General features: G+C 71.8%; 17 protein-coding genes. 6 read left to right on the top strand and 11 right to left on the bottom strand.

Annotation, left to right across the window (positions count from 1 at the left end):
- Positions 1–21 precede the first annotated feature (21 nt).
- Entirely contained in the window at positions 22–615 is a 594-nt protein-coding gene (locus tag LZ495_RS14155) for an HhH-GPD-type base excision DNA repair protein (RefSeq protein ID WP_235052513.1), read from the bottom strand.
- A gap of 297 nt (positions 616–912) precedes the next feature.
- Between LZ495_RS14155 and LZ495_RS14150 the strand changes: the two genes are divergently transcribed.
- Positions 913–1,245 carry a PASTA domain-containing protein gene (locus tag LZ495_RS14150; RefSeq protein ID WP_235052512.1) on the top strand — a complete coding sequence of 111 codons (333 nt, stop codon included), beginning with the start codon at positions 913–915 and terminating at the stop codon, positions 1,243–1,245.
- Between the two features lie 49 nt (positions 1,246–1,294).
- Here LZ495_RS14150 and LZ495_RS14145 read toward each other — a convergent pair whose 3' ends face one another.
- From LZ495_RS14145 to LZ495_RS14125, 5 genes are all read right to left on the bottom strand, one after another.
- Entirely contained in the window at positions 1,295–1,693 is a 399-nt protein-coding gene (locus LZ495_RS14145; RefSeq protein ID WP_235052511.1) for a RidA family protein, read from the bottom strand.
- 61 nt (positions 1,694–1,754) lie between these two features.
- A complete protein-coding gene (locus LZ495_RS14140; RefSeq protein WP_235052510.1) occupies positions 1,755–2,966 on the bottom strand; it encodes an MFS transporter in 1,212 nt (403 codons plus the stop codon).
- 137 nt (positions 2,967–3,103) lie between these two features.
- Positions 3,104–3,817 (bottom strand): hypothetical protein, encoded by a 714-nt coding sequence (locus LZ495_RS14135; protein WP_235052509.1) that lies wholly within the window; start codon positions 3,815–3,817, stop codon positions 3,104–3,106.
- Positions 3,814–4,767 carry a hypothetical protein gene (locus LZ495_RS14130; RefSeq protein WP_235052508.1) on the bottom strand — a complete coding sequence of 318 codons (954 nt, stop codon included), beginning with the start codon at positions 4,765–4,767 and terminating at the stop codon, positions 3,814–3,816. Before LZ495_RS14130 ends, LZ495_RS14135 begins: the two co-directional genes overlap by 4 nt.
- Before the next feature lie 105 nt (positions 4,768–4,872).
- Positions 4,873–5,529, bottom strand: coding sequence for a hypothetical protein (locus LZ495_RS14125; protein ID WP_235052507.1), 657 nt, complete (start codon positions 5,527–5,529; stop codon positions 4,873–4,875).
- 239 nt (positions 5,530–5,768) lie between these two features.
- Between LZ495_RS14125 and LZ495_RS14120 the strand changes: the two genes are divergently transcribed.
- Positions 5,769–6,533, top strand: a complete 765-nt coding sequence (locus tag LZ495_RS14120) for an SDR family oxidoreductase (RefSeq protein WP_235052506.1) — start codon at positions 5,769–5,771, stop codon at positions 6,531–6,533.
- Complete coding sequence (locus LZ495_RS14115) at positions 6,518–7,207, top strand: hypothetical protein (RefSeq protein WP_235052505.1); 690 nt, start codon at positions 6,518–6,520, stop codon at positions 7,205–7,207. The genes LZ495_RS14120 and LZ495_RS14115 overlap by 16 nt, the downstream gene beginning before the upstream one ends.
- A 146-nt stretch (positions 7,208–7,353) precedes the next feature.
- Here the strand turns inward: LZ495_RS14115 and LZ495_RS14110 are convergent, their stop codons facing one another.
- The 5 genes from LZ495_RS14110 to LZ495_RS14090 all read right to left on the bottom strand — a co-directional run bounded on the left by LZ495_RS14110 (position 7,354) and on the right by LZ495_RS14090 (position 11,154).
- Positions 7,354–7,737, bottom strand: coding sequence for a hypothetical protein (locus tag LZ495_RS14110; RefSeq protein WP_235052504.1), 384 nt, complete (start codon positions 7,735–7,737; stop codon positions 7,354–7,356).
- Between the two features lie 44 nt (positions 7,738–7,781).
- Positions 7,782–8,165 carry a roadblock/LC7 domain-containing protein gene (locus LZ495_RS14105; RefSeq protein ID WP_235052503.1) on the bottom strand — a complete coding sequence of 128 codons (384 nt, stop codon included), beginning with the start codon at positions 8,163–8,165 and terminating at the stop codon, positions 7,782–7,784.
- Between the two features lie 70 nt (positions 8,166–8,235).
- Positions 8,236–9,018: a transcriptional regulator gene (locus LZ495_RS14100; RefSeq protein ID WP_235052622.1), complete on the bottom strand. Its 783-nt coding sequence runs from the start codon at positions 9,016–9,018 to the stop codon at positions 8,236–8,238.
- A 257-nt stretch (positions 9,019–9,275) separates the two neighbouring features.
- Complete coding sequence (locus tag LZ495_RS14095) at positions 9,276–9,671, bottom strand: hypothetical protein (protein WP_235052502.1); 396 nt, start codon at positions 9,669–9,671, stop codon at positions 9,276–9,278.
- A gap of 316 nt (positions 9,672–9,987) precedes the next feature.
- On the bottom strand, positions 9,988–11,154 hold the full coding sequence (locus tag LZ495_RS14090; RefSeq protein WP_235052501.1) for an acetyl-CoA C-acetyltransferase: 1,167 nt from the start codon (positions 11,152–11,154) through the stop codon (positions 9,988–9,990).
- A 120-nt stretch (positions 11,155–11,274) separates the two neighbouring features.
- On the opposite strand from LZ495_RS14090, the gene LZ495_RS14085 reads away from it, so the two are divergent.
- The 3 genes from LZ495_RS14085 (at position 11,275) to LZ495_RS14075 (ending at position 14,347) form a co-directional block, all read left to right on the top strand.
- On the top strand, positions 11,275–12,441 hold the full coding sequence (locus LZ495_RS14085) for an acyl-CoA dehydrogenase family protein (protein WP_235052500.1): 1,167 nt from the start codon (positions 11,275–11,277) through the stop codon (positions 12,439–12,441).
- Positions 12,442–12,476: 35 nt separating this feature from the next.
- Positions 12,477–13,520 carry an acyl-CoA dehydrogenase family protein gene (locus LZ495_RS14080; protein ID WP_235052499.1) on the top strand — a complete coding sequence of 348 codons (1,044 nt, stop codon included), beginning with the start codon at positions 12,477–12,479 and terminating at the stop codon, positions 13,518–13,520.
- A gap of 284 nt (positions 13,521–13,804) precedes the next feature.
- Positions 13,805–14,347, top strand: coding sequence for a DUF6069 family protein (locus tag LZ495_RS14075; RefSeq protein WP_235052498.1), 543 nt, complete (start codon positions 13,805–13,807; stop codon positions 14,345–14,347).
- Positions 14,348–14,650 lie beyond the last annotated feature (303 nt).

Genomic DNA, 14,650 nt, shown 5'->3' with positions numbered 1-14,650 from the left:
CCGCCCTTGATCCGTCGCGGACTATTTCTTCGCCGCTTTTGCTTCCTTCGCGGCCTTCTTGGCCTCCTGCTTGGTGGCCCGCACCTTCTCCAGCGAGTCCGGACCGGTGATGTCGGCCACCGACCGGTACGACCCCTGCTCGCCGTACAGCCCGGCGGCCTCCCGCCAGCCCTTGGGCTTCACGCCGTACTGCTTGCCGAGCAGCGCGGTGAAGATCTGCGCCTTCTGCTTTCCGTAGCCCGGCAGTTCCGACAACCGCTTGAACAACTCGTCACCGGTCTTGACGCCCTTCCACACCTGCTCGGCGTCGCCCTCGTAGTGCTCCACCAGGTACTGGCACAGCTGCTGCACCCGCTTGGCCATCGACCCCGGGTACCGGTGCACCGCCGGCTTCTCCGACATCAGCGCCGCGAACGCCTCCGGGTCGTACGCCGCGATCACATGCGCGTCCAGGTCGTCGGACTCCATCCGCTGCGCGATCGTGTACGGCCCCGCGAACGCCCACTCCATGGGAATCTGCTGGTCCAGCAGCATCCCCACAAGGGCAGCCAGCGGACTGCGGGCGAGAAGAGCATCGGCCTCAGGCTGCTGAGCCAGGCGAATAGTCGAGGTCATACCCCGATTCTCCCGGCCACGGGACCGGCAGGCGACCGGGGCGCGCCATGGCTTGCCCGGTAGTGCCCGACATTGCCCGACTTGTGCGGCGGTCGGCTCGGGTCGGGGTGAACCTCAGTGCGGGGTCCGGACGTGGTGGTGGGCATCGGGGTGGGGCGGGCCTCGGCTTGGCGTGGGGGCGTCGGCCGGAGGTGCGGTCCGGGCGCCGGGTGTGTCCTCTCGGTCCGGGTGGGGGTCGAGAGGGCGCGCGGCGCGGGTGGTTGGATCGGGGGTCGGCGCTACTCCGGGGAGCGGTTCGTGCGCAGGGGTGTGGTGTTCGCCGGGATCTTCTTCGGGCTGCTGATCCCGATGGCCTTGGTGCTCGCCGCGCTGGGGTACGGGGTGCGCGGGCCCGCGAAGGAGCGGGTGCCGGATGTCGTGGGGCTGCGGCTGGACCGGGCGAAGCGGGTCCTCGACCAGGCCGGGTTTCCGCTGACCGGGAGCCATGACCTCCTCGAACGGGAGAGCGAGCAGGCGTTCGAGCGGCGCTGGAAGGTCTGCACGCAGTCGCCGGGCGCGGCGAAGTCGGTGAGGGCCGGTACGCGCGTCGAGTTGGGTGTCGTGGGACTCCACCAGTCGTGCCCCGAATAGCGGGTGCCCGGACCGCGGTGGCGGTCCGGGCACCCGGGATGCATGCCCTTCAGTGGCGGGCGGCCACGGCGTCGACCTCGAACTTCATGTCCGGGAGCGCCAGCGCGGCGACGCCGAGGAGGGTCTGGGTCGGCGGGCGGTCGCCCCAGATCCGGGAGATCACCGCGAGCAGCGCGCCCAGCTTCGACTCGTCGTGGTCGACGATGAAGGTCCGCAGCTGGACGACGTCGCCGAAGCCCAGTCCCTGCGCGGCCAAGGCGCGGCCGATGTTGGCGAACGACTGCTCGACCTGGGCGGCGAAGTCGTCCGCGACGACATGGCCGGTCTCGTCCGAGGCGTACTGCCCGGCGACGAAGACCAGGTCCGCCTTCGGGACGGATGCGACGTGGCTGTAGCCGTAGTCGACGGGGTTGTGCAGGCCGGCCGGGTTGCTGAGGGTGTGCGGCATTGCATGCTCCTTGGCTGAGGTACAGGTGGCAGGTACGGGGACGGCTTGGGCGCAGGTGCGCTCACGCGTCCGCGGGTTCGGCGGCGGTGCCGACGGCGAGCGCGGTGGCGAGGACGAGTGCCCCGCCGAGCCACAGCACCGCGGCGGTCGCGATTCCCTCGACGGCGAAGCCGCCGAGCAGGGCGCCGAGGGCGATGGACAGGTTGAAGACGGCGACGAAGAGCGAACTGGCCGCTTCGCCCTCGGCCGGGGCGGACTTGAGAATCCAGGTCTGGAGGCAGACCGGGACCGCGCCGTACGCCAGGCCCCACAGGACGAGCAGCGGTGCGGCGGTGGCCCACGGATGGCCGGCGCTGCCGATGGCGGCGATCAGGACGAGCGCCGCCGCCAGGCCGCCCGCGACGCCGAGGAGAGCGCGGCGGACGCCGCGCGAGGCGACCGAGCCGGCCGCGAAGTTGCCGACGACGCCTGCGATTCCGTAGACGAGGAGCAGTGCGCCGACGCTGCCGCCGCCCGTCCCGGTCACGTCCTGCAGCACCGGCCGGACGAAGGTGTAGGCCACGAACTGGCCGGTGATCAGCAGGAAGGTCGCGGCCAGCCCGACGCGTACGCCGCGGTTCGTGCGCAGCAGGGTGCCGAGGTCGGCGAGTGCGGGGGTGCGCTCGGCGGGCAGCGGCGGGAGCAGGGTGAGCAGCCCGACCAGCGCCAGTAGTCCGAGCACCCCCACGGCACCGAACGCGACACGCCATCCGGCGAGTTCGCCCAGCCAGGTGCCGGCCGGGACGCCGAGGACCGAGGCCGTCGAGACGCCGCCGAAGACGACTGCGGTGGCGCGGGCGACCTGGTCGGCCGGGACGAGGCGGAGCGCCAGGCTGCCGGCGACCGCCCAGAAGCCGCCGACGCTGATGCCGATCAGCAGCCGCGCCACCAGCACGGTCGCGAAATTCGTCGCGAACGCCGAGACCAGATTGGCGGCGCCGACCAGGGCGATGAGGGCGACCAGGACGATGCGGCGGTCGAACCGTCCCGCGGCGACCGTGAGCAGCGGGGCCGAGAACGCGGCGACCAGGCCGGGGGCGGTGACCATGAGGCCTGCGGTGCCCTCGGAGACATCGAGGTCGCTGCCCACGGGGGTGAGCAGGCCGACCGGGAGCAACTCGGAGGTCATCAGCGAGGAGATCCCGACCGCGACCGCGAAGACTGCCGCCCAGCCTCCGCGTCCGCCGTCTTGGCGGGTGACCGCGGGCCGATCGTCAATCAAGACATTGGGCATCCAGAATCTCCCTTCCGAAGGGCCCATGCAGTGCGGCCGGAAACGGAGGCGCCCGGTGTCGAGCTCCTAATCCGGATATTAGACATCCAGGATTAGAGGCGCAAGCGATCACTGCCGGGTCGGGGCGGGGGCTCAGGTCACGACTGTCCGGCGTCGGCGTCGGCCGCGTGGGTCCCGACGACCTCCGTGCACCGCGCCGTCAGCGGCGTCAGCGGCTTCGGGCTGTGTCGCGCGGACGGGAAGAACCGGTCGCCGAGTGCACCGGCCAGCAACGGGGCGGGCCAGACCAACGCCGAGAACACGACGGCCGAGCCGACGGCAGCGCCGAGCGTGAGGCCGAGCCACAGGCATACGGCCCCCACCAGCGCGACCTGCGTCAGCACCGCACACGCCACCGCCCAGTGGTGCAGGCGCCGGTAGCGGGCGTCCGGGGCCACCGGGACACGCCGCAGCAACGGCGGTGCGTGCTCCTCCAGCGCGGCGCGGAACTCCCGTGCCGCACCGATCTCGTCGACCGTGAGCCCGTCGTCGAAGTCGGCCAGCAGCAGCGCGTAGGCGGCCCGCTGCACCGGGTCGTCGTCAGGCTGCCGGTCCTTGTCGAGCGCCCGCACGATGCCGTGGCGCGACAGGTGGACCAGTCCGGCCTGGCGCAGCTGCCGGACCGCCAACTCCTGCGGGGTCACGCTCTGCCTGGCGAACGCCGCGGCCTGGTAGACGTTGACCGGTCCATCCGCAATGCGCTGCGCCGTGGCGTACTCCTCTGCTGACGGCGCCACTTGGGAAAGCCGGGCGAGGACGGCGTACACGGCGACGAGGCCGGCCGGTACCAGGAATGCAAAGCCCGTACTCAACTGCACCCACCCCCGCCGCAACCGCTGCACGAGCTGCAGCTGCTGTCCGAGCTGCCGCAGCCGCCCGACGACGATGAGGACGAGGACGCCGCCGCAGCCAGGCGCCTTTCTTCGGCTTCCGCGGCGTCCTGGGCGGCCTTCGCCTGACGGCTCCGGGCGAGTGCCTGCTGCTCCTCGGCGAAGCCGAAGCCGCGCTGCCACTCGGCCACGTACGCGGTGGCGTACCGCCGGGGCTTGCGCAGCGCCCGTTCGTACACGCGCGAACGGAAGAAGACCGAGGCCAGCATGCCGAGCCCGGCGGCTATGCAGAATGCGGGCCAGGCCAGGATGCCGATGACGACCAGCGACGGCCATTGCGGGGGACCGCTGGCGAGCCCCATGACCAGGACAATGGCCGGCAGTGCCCGTGCCGCCCAGCGGGCCCGCTCCTTCAAGAGCGCGAGGGTGTGTGCGGGCTTGCGCCGGAACCGCGACAGCAACGAGTGCTCGCCGGCGGTGTGCCGCATGTAGTGCGTGATGCCCTCGGCGACGATGTCGAGGCTGTGGGGGTGCCGGCCGGCGGCCCCGGCTTCCACCAGTGCCTCGTACACGGAGGCGGCGACCGGGTCCCCGGGGCGCTCCGTCCGGTCCCGGTTCGCGGCGCGGACCAGGCCGTCGCGGGCGACGTGGGCGAACCCGTCGCGCACGAGGATCAGGACCGCGACGTCCGCGGGCTTGAGGTCGCCGGTGTTGAACTCGGCGGCGCTGTAGGCCGTGAGGCGCGCACCGCCACCGGCCATACGCCGCACACGAGCCATCAGGAAGGCCCGTGCGACGAAAAGGGAGAGGATGAACAGCAGATCTGCCACGACCAAAAGGCCGAGCACGTCGAGCACCCAATCGGGAGCCAAGGGCTCGTAGCTGCCCCCGTCACTGCCACTGCTGTTGCTGCTGAATTCGAGCGAAGCCATCGGGCCTGCCTCCTGTGCGGTCATCGTTGCCGCTGCATTGCTTGTCATCTGCGGCCAGGATGGCAGAGCGGGAAACACGCGTCCGAGGGGCATCCCTCGTGTCGGTCAGCCGCCCCCGCACCCTCCGCAGCCGCCCCCGCCGCACGAGCCGCCGCACGACGTCCCGCAGCCCCCGCCGTCGGAACTCGACGACGAACTGCCGCTCCGGCGCCGCCGGGACGGCACCCGGTAGCTGTCCGCCGAGCCGGGCGCTTGGTAGACCGGCGCCCGGTGGCGATACATCCGCAGGGCGGCCCGCTCCTCGGGGAACCCGAGTCCGGCGAAGCGCCGGGCCAGCATCAGGCGGCAGTGCGCGTCGAGGAAGGCCGTCGCGGCCCTGCGCTTGGCGTCCGGGAAGATCTCCCAGACGTCGACAGGCCGCGCGTACTCGCAGTGGAGGGCGCACTCCGGGTCCGCGATCATCTCGTGCAGCTTCAGGCCCCCCGGGTGGCGCATCAGCAGGGCGAGGACCAAGTGCTGTACGGGATCGGGCAGGTTCGCGGGCGACGCCCCGCTCGCCGCCCGGGCCCGGCCGTCGCGTGCGACATGCACGTGGCCGCCCTCCAGCAGCAGCCACACGGCCACTTCGGTGGGACTCCCGCCGGTGAACTGCGCAGCCTGGTAAAGGCTGACGGGCCGGTACGCGAGGTCGCGCGCGAACTGCGCCTGCTGCCTGGCCCGGGCATCGCTCCGGCGCTGCCGGAGAGCATCCAACAGGGGCATGAGGTCCCCCTTCCTGTGCGGTCGTCCTTGCCGCTGCAACCGATGGTCCACTCTCAGGATCCCCGCGGGGAGCCCTCCCGTCAGAGGGACCTCCATCGACCCGGGGAGGCGGTGATCACTCAATATGTCCGAATCGCTACCGCGTCCCGGGCAGGCGACCTAGGCTCGGCTGTGGAATGTGCCTGACACGTGGTCAGGTAGGCGCAGGGGGTCGGCCGGTCGATGGCGGGGACGGACGTATGACGAGCATCTTCCGCGAGGACATCCTGGAGGGCCGGGTAGCCGTCGTGACCGGCGGAGCAACCGGACTGGGGCTGGAGATCGCCCGGACGCTGGGGCGGCACGGCGCCAAGGTGGCGATTTGCAGCCGCAAGGAGGACAACCTGCGGCCGGCCGTCAAAGAGCTGGTCTCGCAGGGCATAGACGCGCGCTACGGGGTATGCGACATACGGGATATGACGCAGGTTCAGAAGGTCGTCGCCGAGACGCTGGACGCCTACGGCCGGCTGGACATCGTCGTCAACAACGCCGCGGGCAACTTCCCCGCGCCGCTGACCGGGCTCAGCCCGAACGGCTTCAAGGCGGTCGTCGACATCGACCTGCTCGGCACGTTCAACATGTCCCGGGCCGCGTTCGACGCCTACCTCGGCGAGCACGGCGGCACGATCGTCAACATCTCGGCGACCATCCAGTACACCGGCATGGCGATGCAGGCGCACGTGGCCTCCGCCAAGGCCGGAGTGGACGCCCTCACCCGCACCTGCGCGATCGAGTGGGGCAAGAACAAGGTCCGCGTCAACGTCGTCGCCCCCGGCGGGATGACCGGCACCGAGGGGTACAGCCGCGTCACCGCCGTCACCGGCACCCGCACGCACAGTCCGCTCGGCCGGCACGGCTCACGGCACGAAGTCGCGGACGCCGTACTGTTCCTGGCATCCGATGCGGCGTCGTACATTACGGGTGCGACGTTGGCCGTGGACGGTGGAGCATGCCTGGCCCGGTAAGTGGACTCACGTTACGGATCCTGCCCCGCTGGCGCCTGCCCGCGGTCGACCACCACACCCTCGCGTGGCGTGCAGCGGTCTTCCTCATGGTCTGCGCGGTGTGCTGGCCGGTCCAGGTGTACGGGCTGAACAGCAGCTTCCTGGAAGGCGGAATGGCCCGCGGCATCGTCGTCGCGGCCCCGCTCCTGCTGCAACTGGCCCTGCTGCGCTACTACGTGCTGCGGCACATCCGCCCGCGTCCGTGGGCCCTGATGATCTCGGGGGCGCTGGGCAGCCTCCTGCTGCTGGCCTCCGCGCTGCAGGCGTACGACCTCTACATGTACGTCTTCGGCAAGGACGGCAGCGCCACCGTCGTCGAGCAGCGCACCCGCGAGGTGACGCCGGGCTCCGAGCCCACGCAGTTCTGCGTCGTACGCCTGCCGGACGGCTCCCGCGACGAACTGCGCGAGTCCGGTGCCTGCCCCGGCGCGCCGGGGGACCGCTTCCTCGCGGTGTACGACCCGGCCAACCGGGTCGCCCCCAGCCTGGGGACCCTCGCCTCGCTCGACCCGGGCGCCGCCATGGGGCTGGGCGCGGGCGGGATGGCCGTGATGATCGTGACGGTCGGCGTCGTGGTGCGCAGGGCCGAGGACGCACCGCCGCCCGCGCGCTCGGCCGTGCCGACCGGCGCCTGAGCCGCCCTGACTGTCCTGACTGTCCTGGCCGTACTGGCTACTGGACCGGAGAACGGTCCGGGGGCGGGCCGCGGCGACCCCCGCGACCCGCCCCCGGAGCCCCAGGCGGGGCCCGCAGCCGTCCCCGGTTCGCCCGGGGGTTCGGCTCAGACCTCCAACTCGGCCTCGATGCGCTTGAGTTGATGGCGCGCCATGGCGAGGTTCGCACGGTTCTTGTCGAGGGCCAGGTAGAGGAAGAGTCCGGTCTTCCCGCGGCCCTTGAGCAGCCGGATCATGTGGTACTGGGTGTCGAGGGTGATGAGGATGTCCTCGATCTCCTCCTTGAGGCCCAGCATTTCCATGGTCCGCGCCTTGGCCCGGACCACGTCGGTATTGCCGGCCGCTGCGACGGTCAGATCGAGATCTTTTCCGCCGCCGAGTGTGCCCAGCGCCATGCCGCTGTTGTAGTCCACGAGGGCGATGCCGATCGTCCCCTCGATCGTGGTCATCGCTTCCTTGAGGGCGGTGTCGGTGTTCGCGTTCGCTGCCATCGCGGGTGGTCTTCCTCTCCTGGGTGGGGTGGGGCGTGGTGCTGTCATGTCGGGTCGCTCCTGGTGACCAGTTCGGCGATGCGCGCGCCGGAGATCCGCGACTCCAGGTGCAGGCGGCCGACGTTGGTACGCGGCTCCGCGAGGACGGTCAGGACCGCGGTGGGCCCGGCCGCATAGGTGGCGACGTAGCCGTCCTCGCCCTGCACGAGGAGTTCCCGGAACTCGCCGCGCCCGGTCGCGGCGGCCAGCCGGACGGCGACCGCGAGCGATGCCGCGGTGAGCGCGGCAATGCCCTCGGCCTCGGGCCCGGCCGCGTCCTGGGCGATGACGAATCCGTCCGCGCTGGCCGCCACCGCACCGGTGACCTGCGGCAGCCTGGCGCGCAGTCGGCGTATCTCGTCGAGGACTTCGGCTTCCGCCGCCGGCACTTTCGGTTTCCTCCTCCCGGCGCGCTGCCACAGCGCACGCCTCATGACGTCGGTTCATCGGTAGGCGTGCTCACAGCCGCGCCTCCAGGAGGTCCCGGAGACGCCGCAGGAGCGCGACATCGGGCTCTTCCGCGGTCGCCGCATGGCCGAGCCACGTGGGCAACGGCGTGGGCTTCAGCGGTTCTTCGTCGTACGGCGTGCCGATCAGCCCGGCGGCGGCCAGGCGGCGCACGTCGACCAGCACGTGGTACGCGGGCCGGCCCAGCAAGTGCGCGATCGTGCACGGCGTCCGCACGCCGTCGGCGAGGTCGAGCAGCGCTTGCTGGCGTGCGCTGCACGACGCCGTGGCGGTGCTGCCGCAGCGGCGCGCGACCGGCGACACGTCCAGCCGCGGCTGCGGGCAGACCTGGTCGAGGAGTTCGCGGCGGCGCCGCGATTCGCGCGCGACGGTCCGGGCCGAGACCGGGCGGATCGGGCCGAGCCAGTGCGCGGCACCGTGCCGGAAGCGGAGCTGCCCGGCGCCCGGTCCCAGTGCGAAGTACGCGGCGTCGAAGAGCGCACCGAGGTGGCAGATCTCCAACTCGCCCTCGGCCAGACGGCCTTGCTCGACCAGGAAGCGGCCGACCTGATGGTGCCGGCCGGCCTGGTCGACGGCGTCCTGCCAGCTTTCCGGGGACAGCCGGCCGGCCGCCGCGAGCAGGACGTCGAGCGTGGGGGAGGCGGGGCTTTCGGCGTGCACCACCTCGCCGTCGAGGAGGTAGACCGCCCCGGCGTCGCCGAGCAGGACGCCGGTGGCGTGCTGCTCGGCGAGCCGGAGCAGCGTGGTGCCGGTCGCCGTTTCGTCGTCGAACAGGCTTTCCGGGCCGACCGGTTCGGCCGGTTCGGACGGCGCGTCCGAGTCGGCAGGCGGCTGCGGAGCGGCTGCAGTGTCGGTCGTGTCGGAAGGGCCGGTCGGGCCGGTCGCGCGGGTGGTGTCGTCGAGCGGCCGGTCGGCGCCCGCCCCGCCCCTGGCGGGCTCGGGCGCGGACAGGAATCCGCCCGGCCCCCAGGGCATCCCGTCGCCCGGCGCCCTGGGGACGGTGGCCAATGTCCAGGTGTCCGCGGCGATGGTCATGACAGGGCCAGCCGTTCCGCGAGGTCCTGGAGCCGTATTCGGGACAGCGCCAGGTTGGCGGTCGCGCGGTCCAGCCACAGGTGCACGAACACGCTGCTGTCGAACTGCGTCTCCACGAACCGGAGCAGGTGGAACCCGGTCCGGGTGGTGACGATGATGTCCTCCACCGGCGTATCGGCCGCGATGTAGCGCACCTCGCGCGCCGAGAACGCGGCGTACTCCGCGGCCAGCCGCGCGAGTTCGGCGGTCTCCGCGGCGGTGGCCTCGTGATCGCCGTTCGGCGACTCGCCGACCGCGCCCAGGGCCAAGCCGCTGATCCACTCGACCACCGAGGCACCCAACGCCCCTGGCAGGTCCATGGCCTCCAGTAGGCATTCGTCGATCCCTGGCACGCCGGGCTCCCCTTCCTGCGTGGCGACAGTGACCGAGACGCTACGCAGGGTCCTTCCGCGAACGGGTGAAATCAGCTGTTTCCCAGCGGACCCCCCGTGCCCTGGGTCTAGAATCTCCGCCCGCATTCTGGGAGTTGCCAAACATTTCGCGTGCGGGATCTGTGCCGGGCCTGCCCGGGATCTATGCGGGATCTCTGCGGGATCGGTTCTTCCGGGCCTGCCCGGGAACGCCGAAGGGCGGCCCTTCCCGGGGAGGGGAAAGGCCGCCCTTCGGCGTACGCGGTGCGGTGCGGCGGGTGCGCCGCCCGCGGGCGGATCAGCCCAGGCGCTCGATGATGGTGACGTTCGCCAGGCCGCCGCCTTCGCACATGGTCTGCAGGCCGTAGCGGCCGCCGGTGCGCTCCAGCTGGTGCAGCAGGGTGGTCATCAGGCGCGCGCCGGTGGCACCGAGCGGGTGGCCCAGCGCGATGGCGCCGCCGTTCGGGTTGACCTTGGCGTGGTCCGCCTTGATGTCCTTCATCCAGGACAGCACGACCGGGGCGAACGCCTCGTTGATCTCGACCGCGTCGATGTCGTCGATGGTGAGACCGGTCTTGGCGAACGCGTACTCGGTGGCCGGGATCGGCGCGGAGAGCATCTCGATCGGCGACGCGCCGCGCACGCTGATGTGGTGGATGCGGGCCCGCGGGGTCAGGCCGTACTGCTCCAGCGCGCGCTCCGAGACGATGAGCAGTGCGGCGGCGCCGTCCGAGATCTGCGAGGCGACGGCGGCGGTCATGCTGCCGTCCTCCATGAGCACCTTGAGCTCGGCCATCTTCTCCAGCGTGGTGCCGCGGCGCGGGGGCTCGTCGGTGTCGACGAGGGTGCCGCCGACCTCGATGGGGGCGATCTCCTTGGCGAAGTGCCCGTTGTCGATGGCGGCGATCGCGCGGTCGTGCGAGGCGAGCGCGAACTCCTCCATCTCGCGGCGCGTGATGCCCCAGCGCTTGGCGATCAGCTCGGCGCCGTAGAACTGGTCGACCGGCTCGTTCCCGTATCGGTCCACCCAGCCCTTGGAACCCGAGAACGGGTCGGTGAAGCCGAACTGAGCGGCCGAGGTCATGGCCGCCGAGATCGGGATCTGGTTCATGTTCTGCAGGCCGCCGGCGATGACCACGTCGTTCGTGCCGGACATCACGGCCTGCGCGGCGAAGTGGATGGCCTGCTGCGACGAGCCGCACTGGCGGTCGATGGTGACGCCCGGTACGGCCTCCGAGTAGCCGGCCGCCAGCCACGCGGTGCGCGCCACGTTGCCCGCCTGCGGGCCGATCGCGTCGACGCAGCCCATCATCACGTCGTCGACCGTGTCCGGGTCGATGCCGCTGCGCTCGACCAGGGCCTTGAGGGCGTGCGCGCCGAGGTCGGCCGGGTGGACGCCCGCAAGGGAGCCCTTCTTGCGACCGACCGGCGTACGGACCGCCTCGACGATGTATGCCTCGGGCATCGGAACTCCCAGAGTGATTTAACGGACATCCCCTGGACCGCTTACCTGACGGTCCGTCAGTTATATGCTACTCGCGCCCGGCGAAGCGCCGAAGAGGCGAGCAGTGTGAGGAGTGTCCCGGTGGATCTCGAGTTCTCGCCGAAGGAGCAGGAATTCCGTCAGGAGGTCCGCTCCTGGCTGGAAGCCAACGTTCCCGCGACGCCCTTGCCGTCGATGGACACCGAGGAGGGCTTCCGGCTCCACCAGGAGTGGGAGAAGAAGCTCTTCGACGCCCGGTGGGCGGTCGTGTCCTGGCCCAAGGCGTACGGCGGCCGCGAGGCCGGCCTCACCGAGTGGCTGATCTTCGAGGAGGAGTACTACCGCGCGGGCGCCCCGGGCCGCGTGAGCCAGAACGGCATCTTCCTCTTCGCCCCGACGGTCTTCGAATTCGGCTCCAAGGAGCAGCAGGACCGCTACCTGCCCAAGATGGCCTCCGGCGAGGAGATCTGGGTGCAAGGCTGGTCCGAGCCCGAGGCCGGCTCCGACCTCGCCAACGTCCGCTCGCGCGCGGACCGCGACGAGGAGCGCGGCGGCTGGGTGCTCAACGGCCAGAAGATCTGGAGCTCGCGCGGCACCTACGGGCACCGCCTCTTCGGCCTCTTCCGCACCGACCCGGAGTCCCGGCGGCACCACGGCCTGACGTACTTCATGGTCGACCTGGCGTCCACGGGCGTCACGGTCCGCCCGATCCCGCAGCTGGACGGCGAGCCCGGCTTCGCCGAGGTCTTCCTCGACGACGTCTTCGTGCCGGACGCCGACGTGCTCGGCGGCGCGGGCGAGGGCTGGAAGATCATGATCGCCACCACCGGCAGCGAGCGCGGCCTCAACCTGCGCAGCCCGGGCCGCTTCCTGGCCCCCGCGGACCGCCTCCTGGAGCTCTACAAGGAGCGCGGCAACGGCGACCAGGTGCTGCGCGACGCGGCCGTGCAGGCCTGGATGGATGCCGAGGCGTACCGGCTCTTCACGTTCGGCACCGTCACCAAGCTGCTGGACGGCGGCCAGATCGGCGCCGACTCGTCCATCAACAAGGTCTTCTGGTCGCAGATGGACGTCGAACTGCACGCCACCGCGCTCAAGCTGCTCGGCGGGTACGGCGAGCTGGACGAGGGCTCGCCGGACGCCGTGGACGGCGCGCGCTGGCTGGACGGCTTCCTGTTCGCTCTCGGCGGCCCGATCTACGCGGGCACCAACGAGATCCAGCGCAACACGATCGCGGAACGCATCCTCGGCCTTCCCCGGGCCAAGTGAGCACTGCTGAGCTCTGTGAGTAAAGGAAACTGACGATGCGTCTGGCATTCACCGAAGACCAGCAGATGTTCCGGGAGACCGTGCGGGACTTCCTGGCCGCCAACTGCACCACCGAGCAGCTGCGCGCTGCATGGGCGGCGGACACCGCGGTGTCCGCGCGCTGGGCCGAGCTGGCCAAGATCGGCGTCACCGGCCTTGTGGTGCCCGAGGAGCAGGACGGCCTCGGTCTGACCGACGAGGAGCTCTCCGCGGTCCTGGAGGAGGCCGGCTACGCGGCGCTGCCCGAGCCGCTCCTGGAGTCCGCGGTCGCGGCCGGCCTGCTGGCCGAGTTCGCCCCCGCGTCCGGCTGGCTCGAGAAGATCTCCGCAGGCGAGGCCACCGCCGCGGTCCTGCTTCCCGGGCAGCCTTTCGCGATCGAGGCGGGCGAGGCCGACCTGCTGGTCATCGGGCTCGCGGGGGAGGACGGCGCGGAGATCCACGTCGTCGACCCGGCGGAGTGCGACCTGGTCGCGCAGCGCTCGGTGGACCGCAGCCGCAAGCTCTTCAAGGTCGGCTTCACGCCCTCTCCGGAGACCCTCGTGGGTTCGGGCGAGGCGGCCGCCGCGGCTCTGGCCCGGGCCGCCGACCGCGGCGCGCTGGGTGCGGCCGCGCAGTTGCTCGGCCTGGCCAAGCGCATGCTCGACATGTCCGTCGAGTACGCCAAGCAGCGCGTGCAGCGCGGCGTCCTGATCGGCACTCACCAGTCGGTGCAGCACCACCTGGCGAACGTGCTCATCAAGATCGAGTTCGCTCGCCCGGTCGTGATGCGCGCGGCGTACTCGGTGGCCCGCGGCCTGCCGTCGGCGGCCCGCGACGTCTCGATGGCCAAGATCTACGCGGGCGAGGCGGCCGACCTGGCGGCCCGCAACGGCCTCCAGGTGCACGGCGCGATCGGCTACACCGAGGAGCACGACCTGCAGCTCTTCATGAAGCGCGCGTGGGCCCTCGGCGCGGCGTGGGGCGACGCGGGGTACCACCGCGCCCGGGTGGCGGCCGACCTGCTCGGCGACGCGCCTGCGGAGCTGACGCCGACGTTCTGACGGCCTGCCGGACTTCCGCGGACGGGGAACCATTCAGGGCAGCGCCCCGCCTGCGGCAGAAACAGGGGCGGCCTGGAGATTTCAGCACCCTCAGGGGTCTCCAGGCCGCCCCTGTCGCATGCCTGCGTACCTGTTGTACCTGCTTGGCTCGGGTGGTGGGTTCCTGCGGCTGCCGCGGCGCTCCGAAGAAGTTTCCGCGGAATCCCGGCTCCGATGTCGAGGCGGCCCGGCGTGGTTCGACCTACGGGCAGACGTACCGCCGCCCACGCCTCAGGGAGCCCGCCATGAACGCCGCCGAGCCCGTCCAGTCCGCCCCTGCCGCCCAGTCCGCCCCTGCTGCCCCTGCCGCCACTGTTCCCGCCTCCGGTCCCGCCTCCGCCCGCTCCGGCATCCGCCCGGCGGTCGCAAGAACCGTACGGACCCGCCCGCTCGCCCTGGTGAGCCTCGGCGCCGGTGTCGTCGCGGCTGTCGCGGCGGAGCTGTACGGGCTGGCCGCGGACGCGCTGGGCGTCCCGATGCGGGCGGGCGGTGTGGGTGCCTCGGAGTCGGACCCCATCCAGACCGGCATGTTCGCGATGGGCACCGCGGTGAACGTGGTGCTCGGCACGGTCCTGGCCCTGCTCATCGCCCGCTTCGCCAAGGCGCCGGCCCGCACCTACCTGCGCACCGCGCTCGCGCTGACCGTGCTGTCGTTCGTGCCGCCGCTGCTGGCCGGCGACACCGCGGTGTCCACCAAGCTCATGCTGTGCGTCTCCCACGTGGTCGTCGCCGCGATCGTGATCCCCGCGGTCACCGCCCGGCTGTCCGGGGTCGTTCCGCGGCGCTGACCTCCGGGCCCGGCTCCCTGTTTGCGGACCGGGCCGCCCGACCGCGTGCGCCGGCCGCAGGAGCGCAGTTCCAGGGCCGCACCCGCGGCCAGGATCACCAGTGCGGGCAGCAGCCCCACCGCTGTGACCAGCCCTCCGAGGGCGCCCATCGCCCTCTCCTCTCCGTCTGCCCGGCATACGTCGCCTTGCCTTACGGACGAGTCAACCGCGGGAGGGGGGTCGCGCGGCATGGTGCAACCTCCCCGGGGGGGGGGGGGGCCCGCCCCCCCCCCCCCGGGGGGGGGGGGGGGCCGGGGGCCCACA

Source organism: Yinghuangia soli (assembly GCF_021502675.1).
GTDB classification, from domain to species: Bacteria; Actinomycetota; Actinomycetes; order Streptomycetales; family Streptomycetaceae; genus Yinghuangia; species Yinghuangia soli.
Note: the sequence above shows the minus strand (reverse complement) of the source record. Positions and strands in the feature narration are given on the sequence as shown.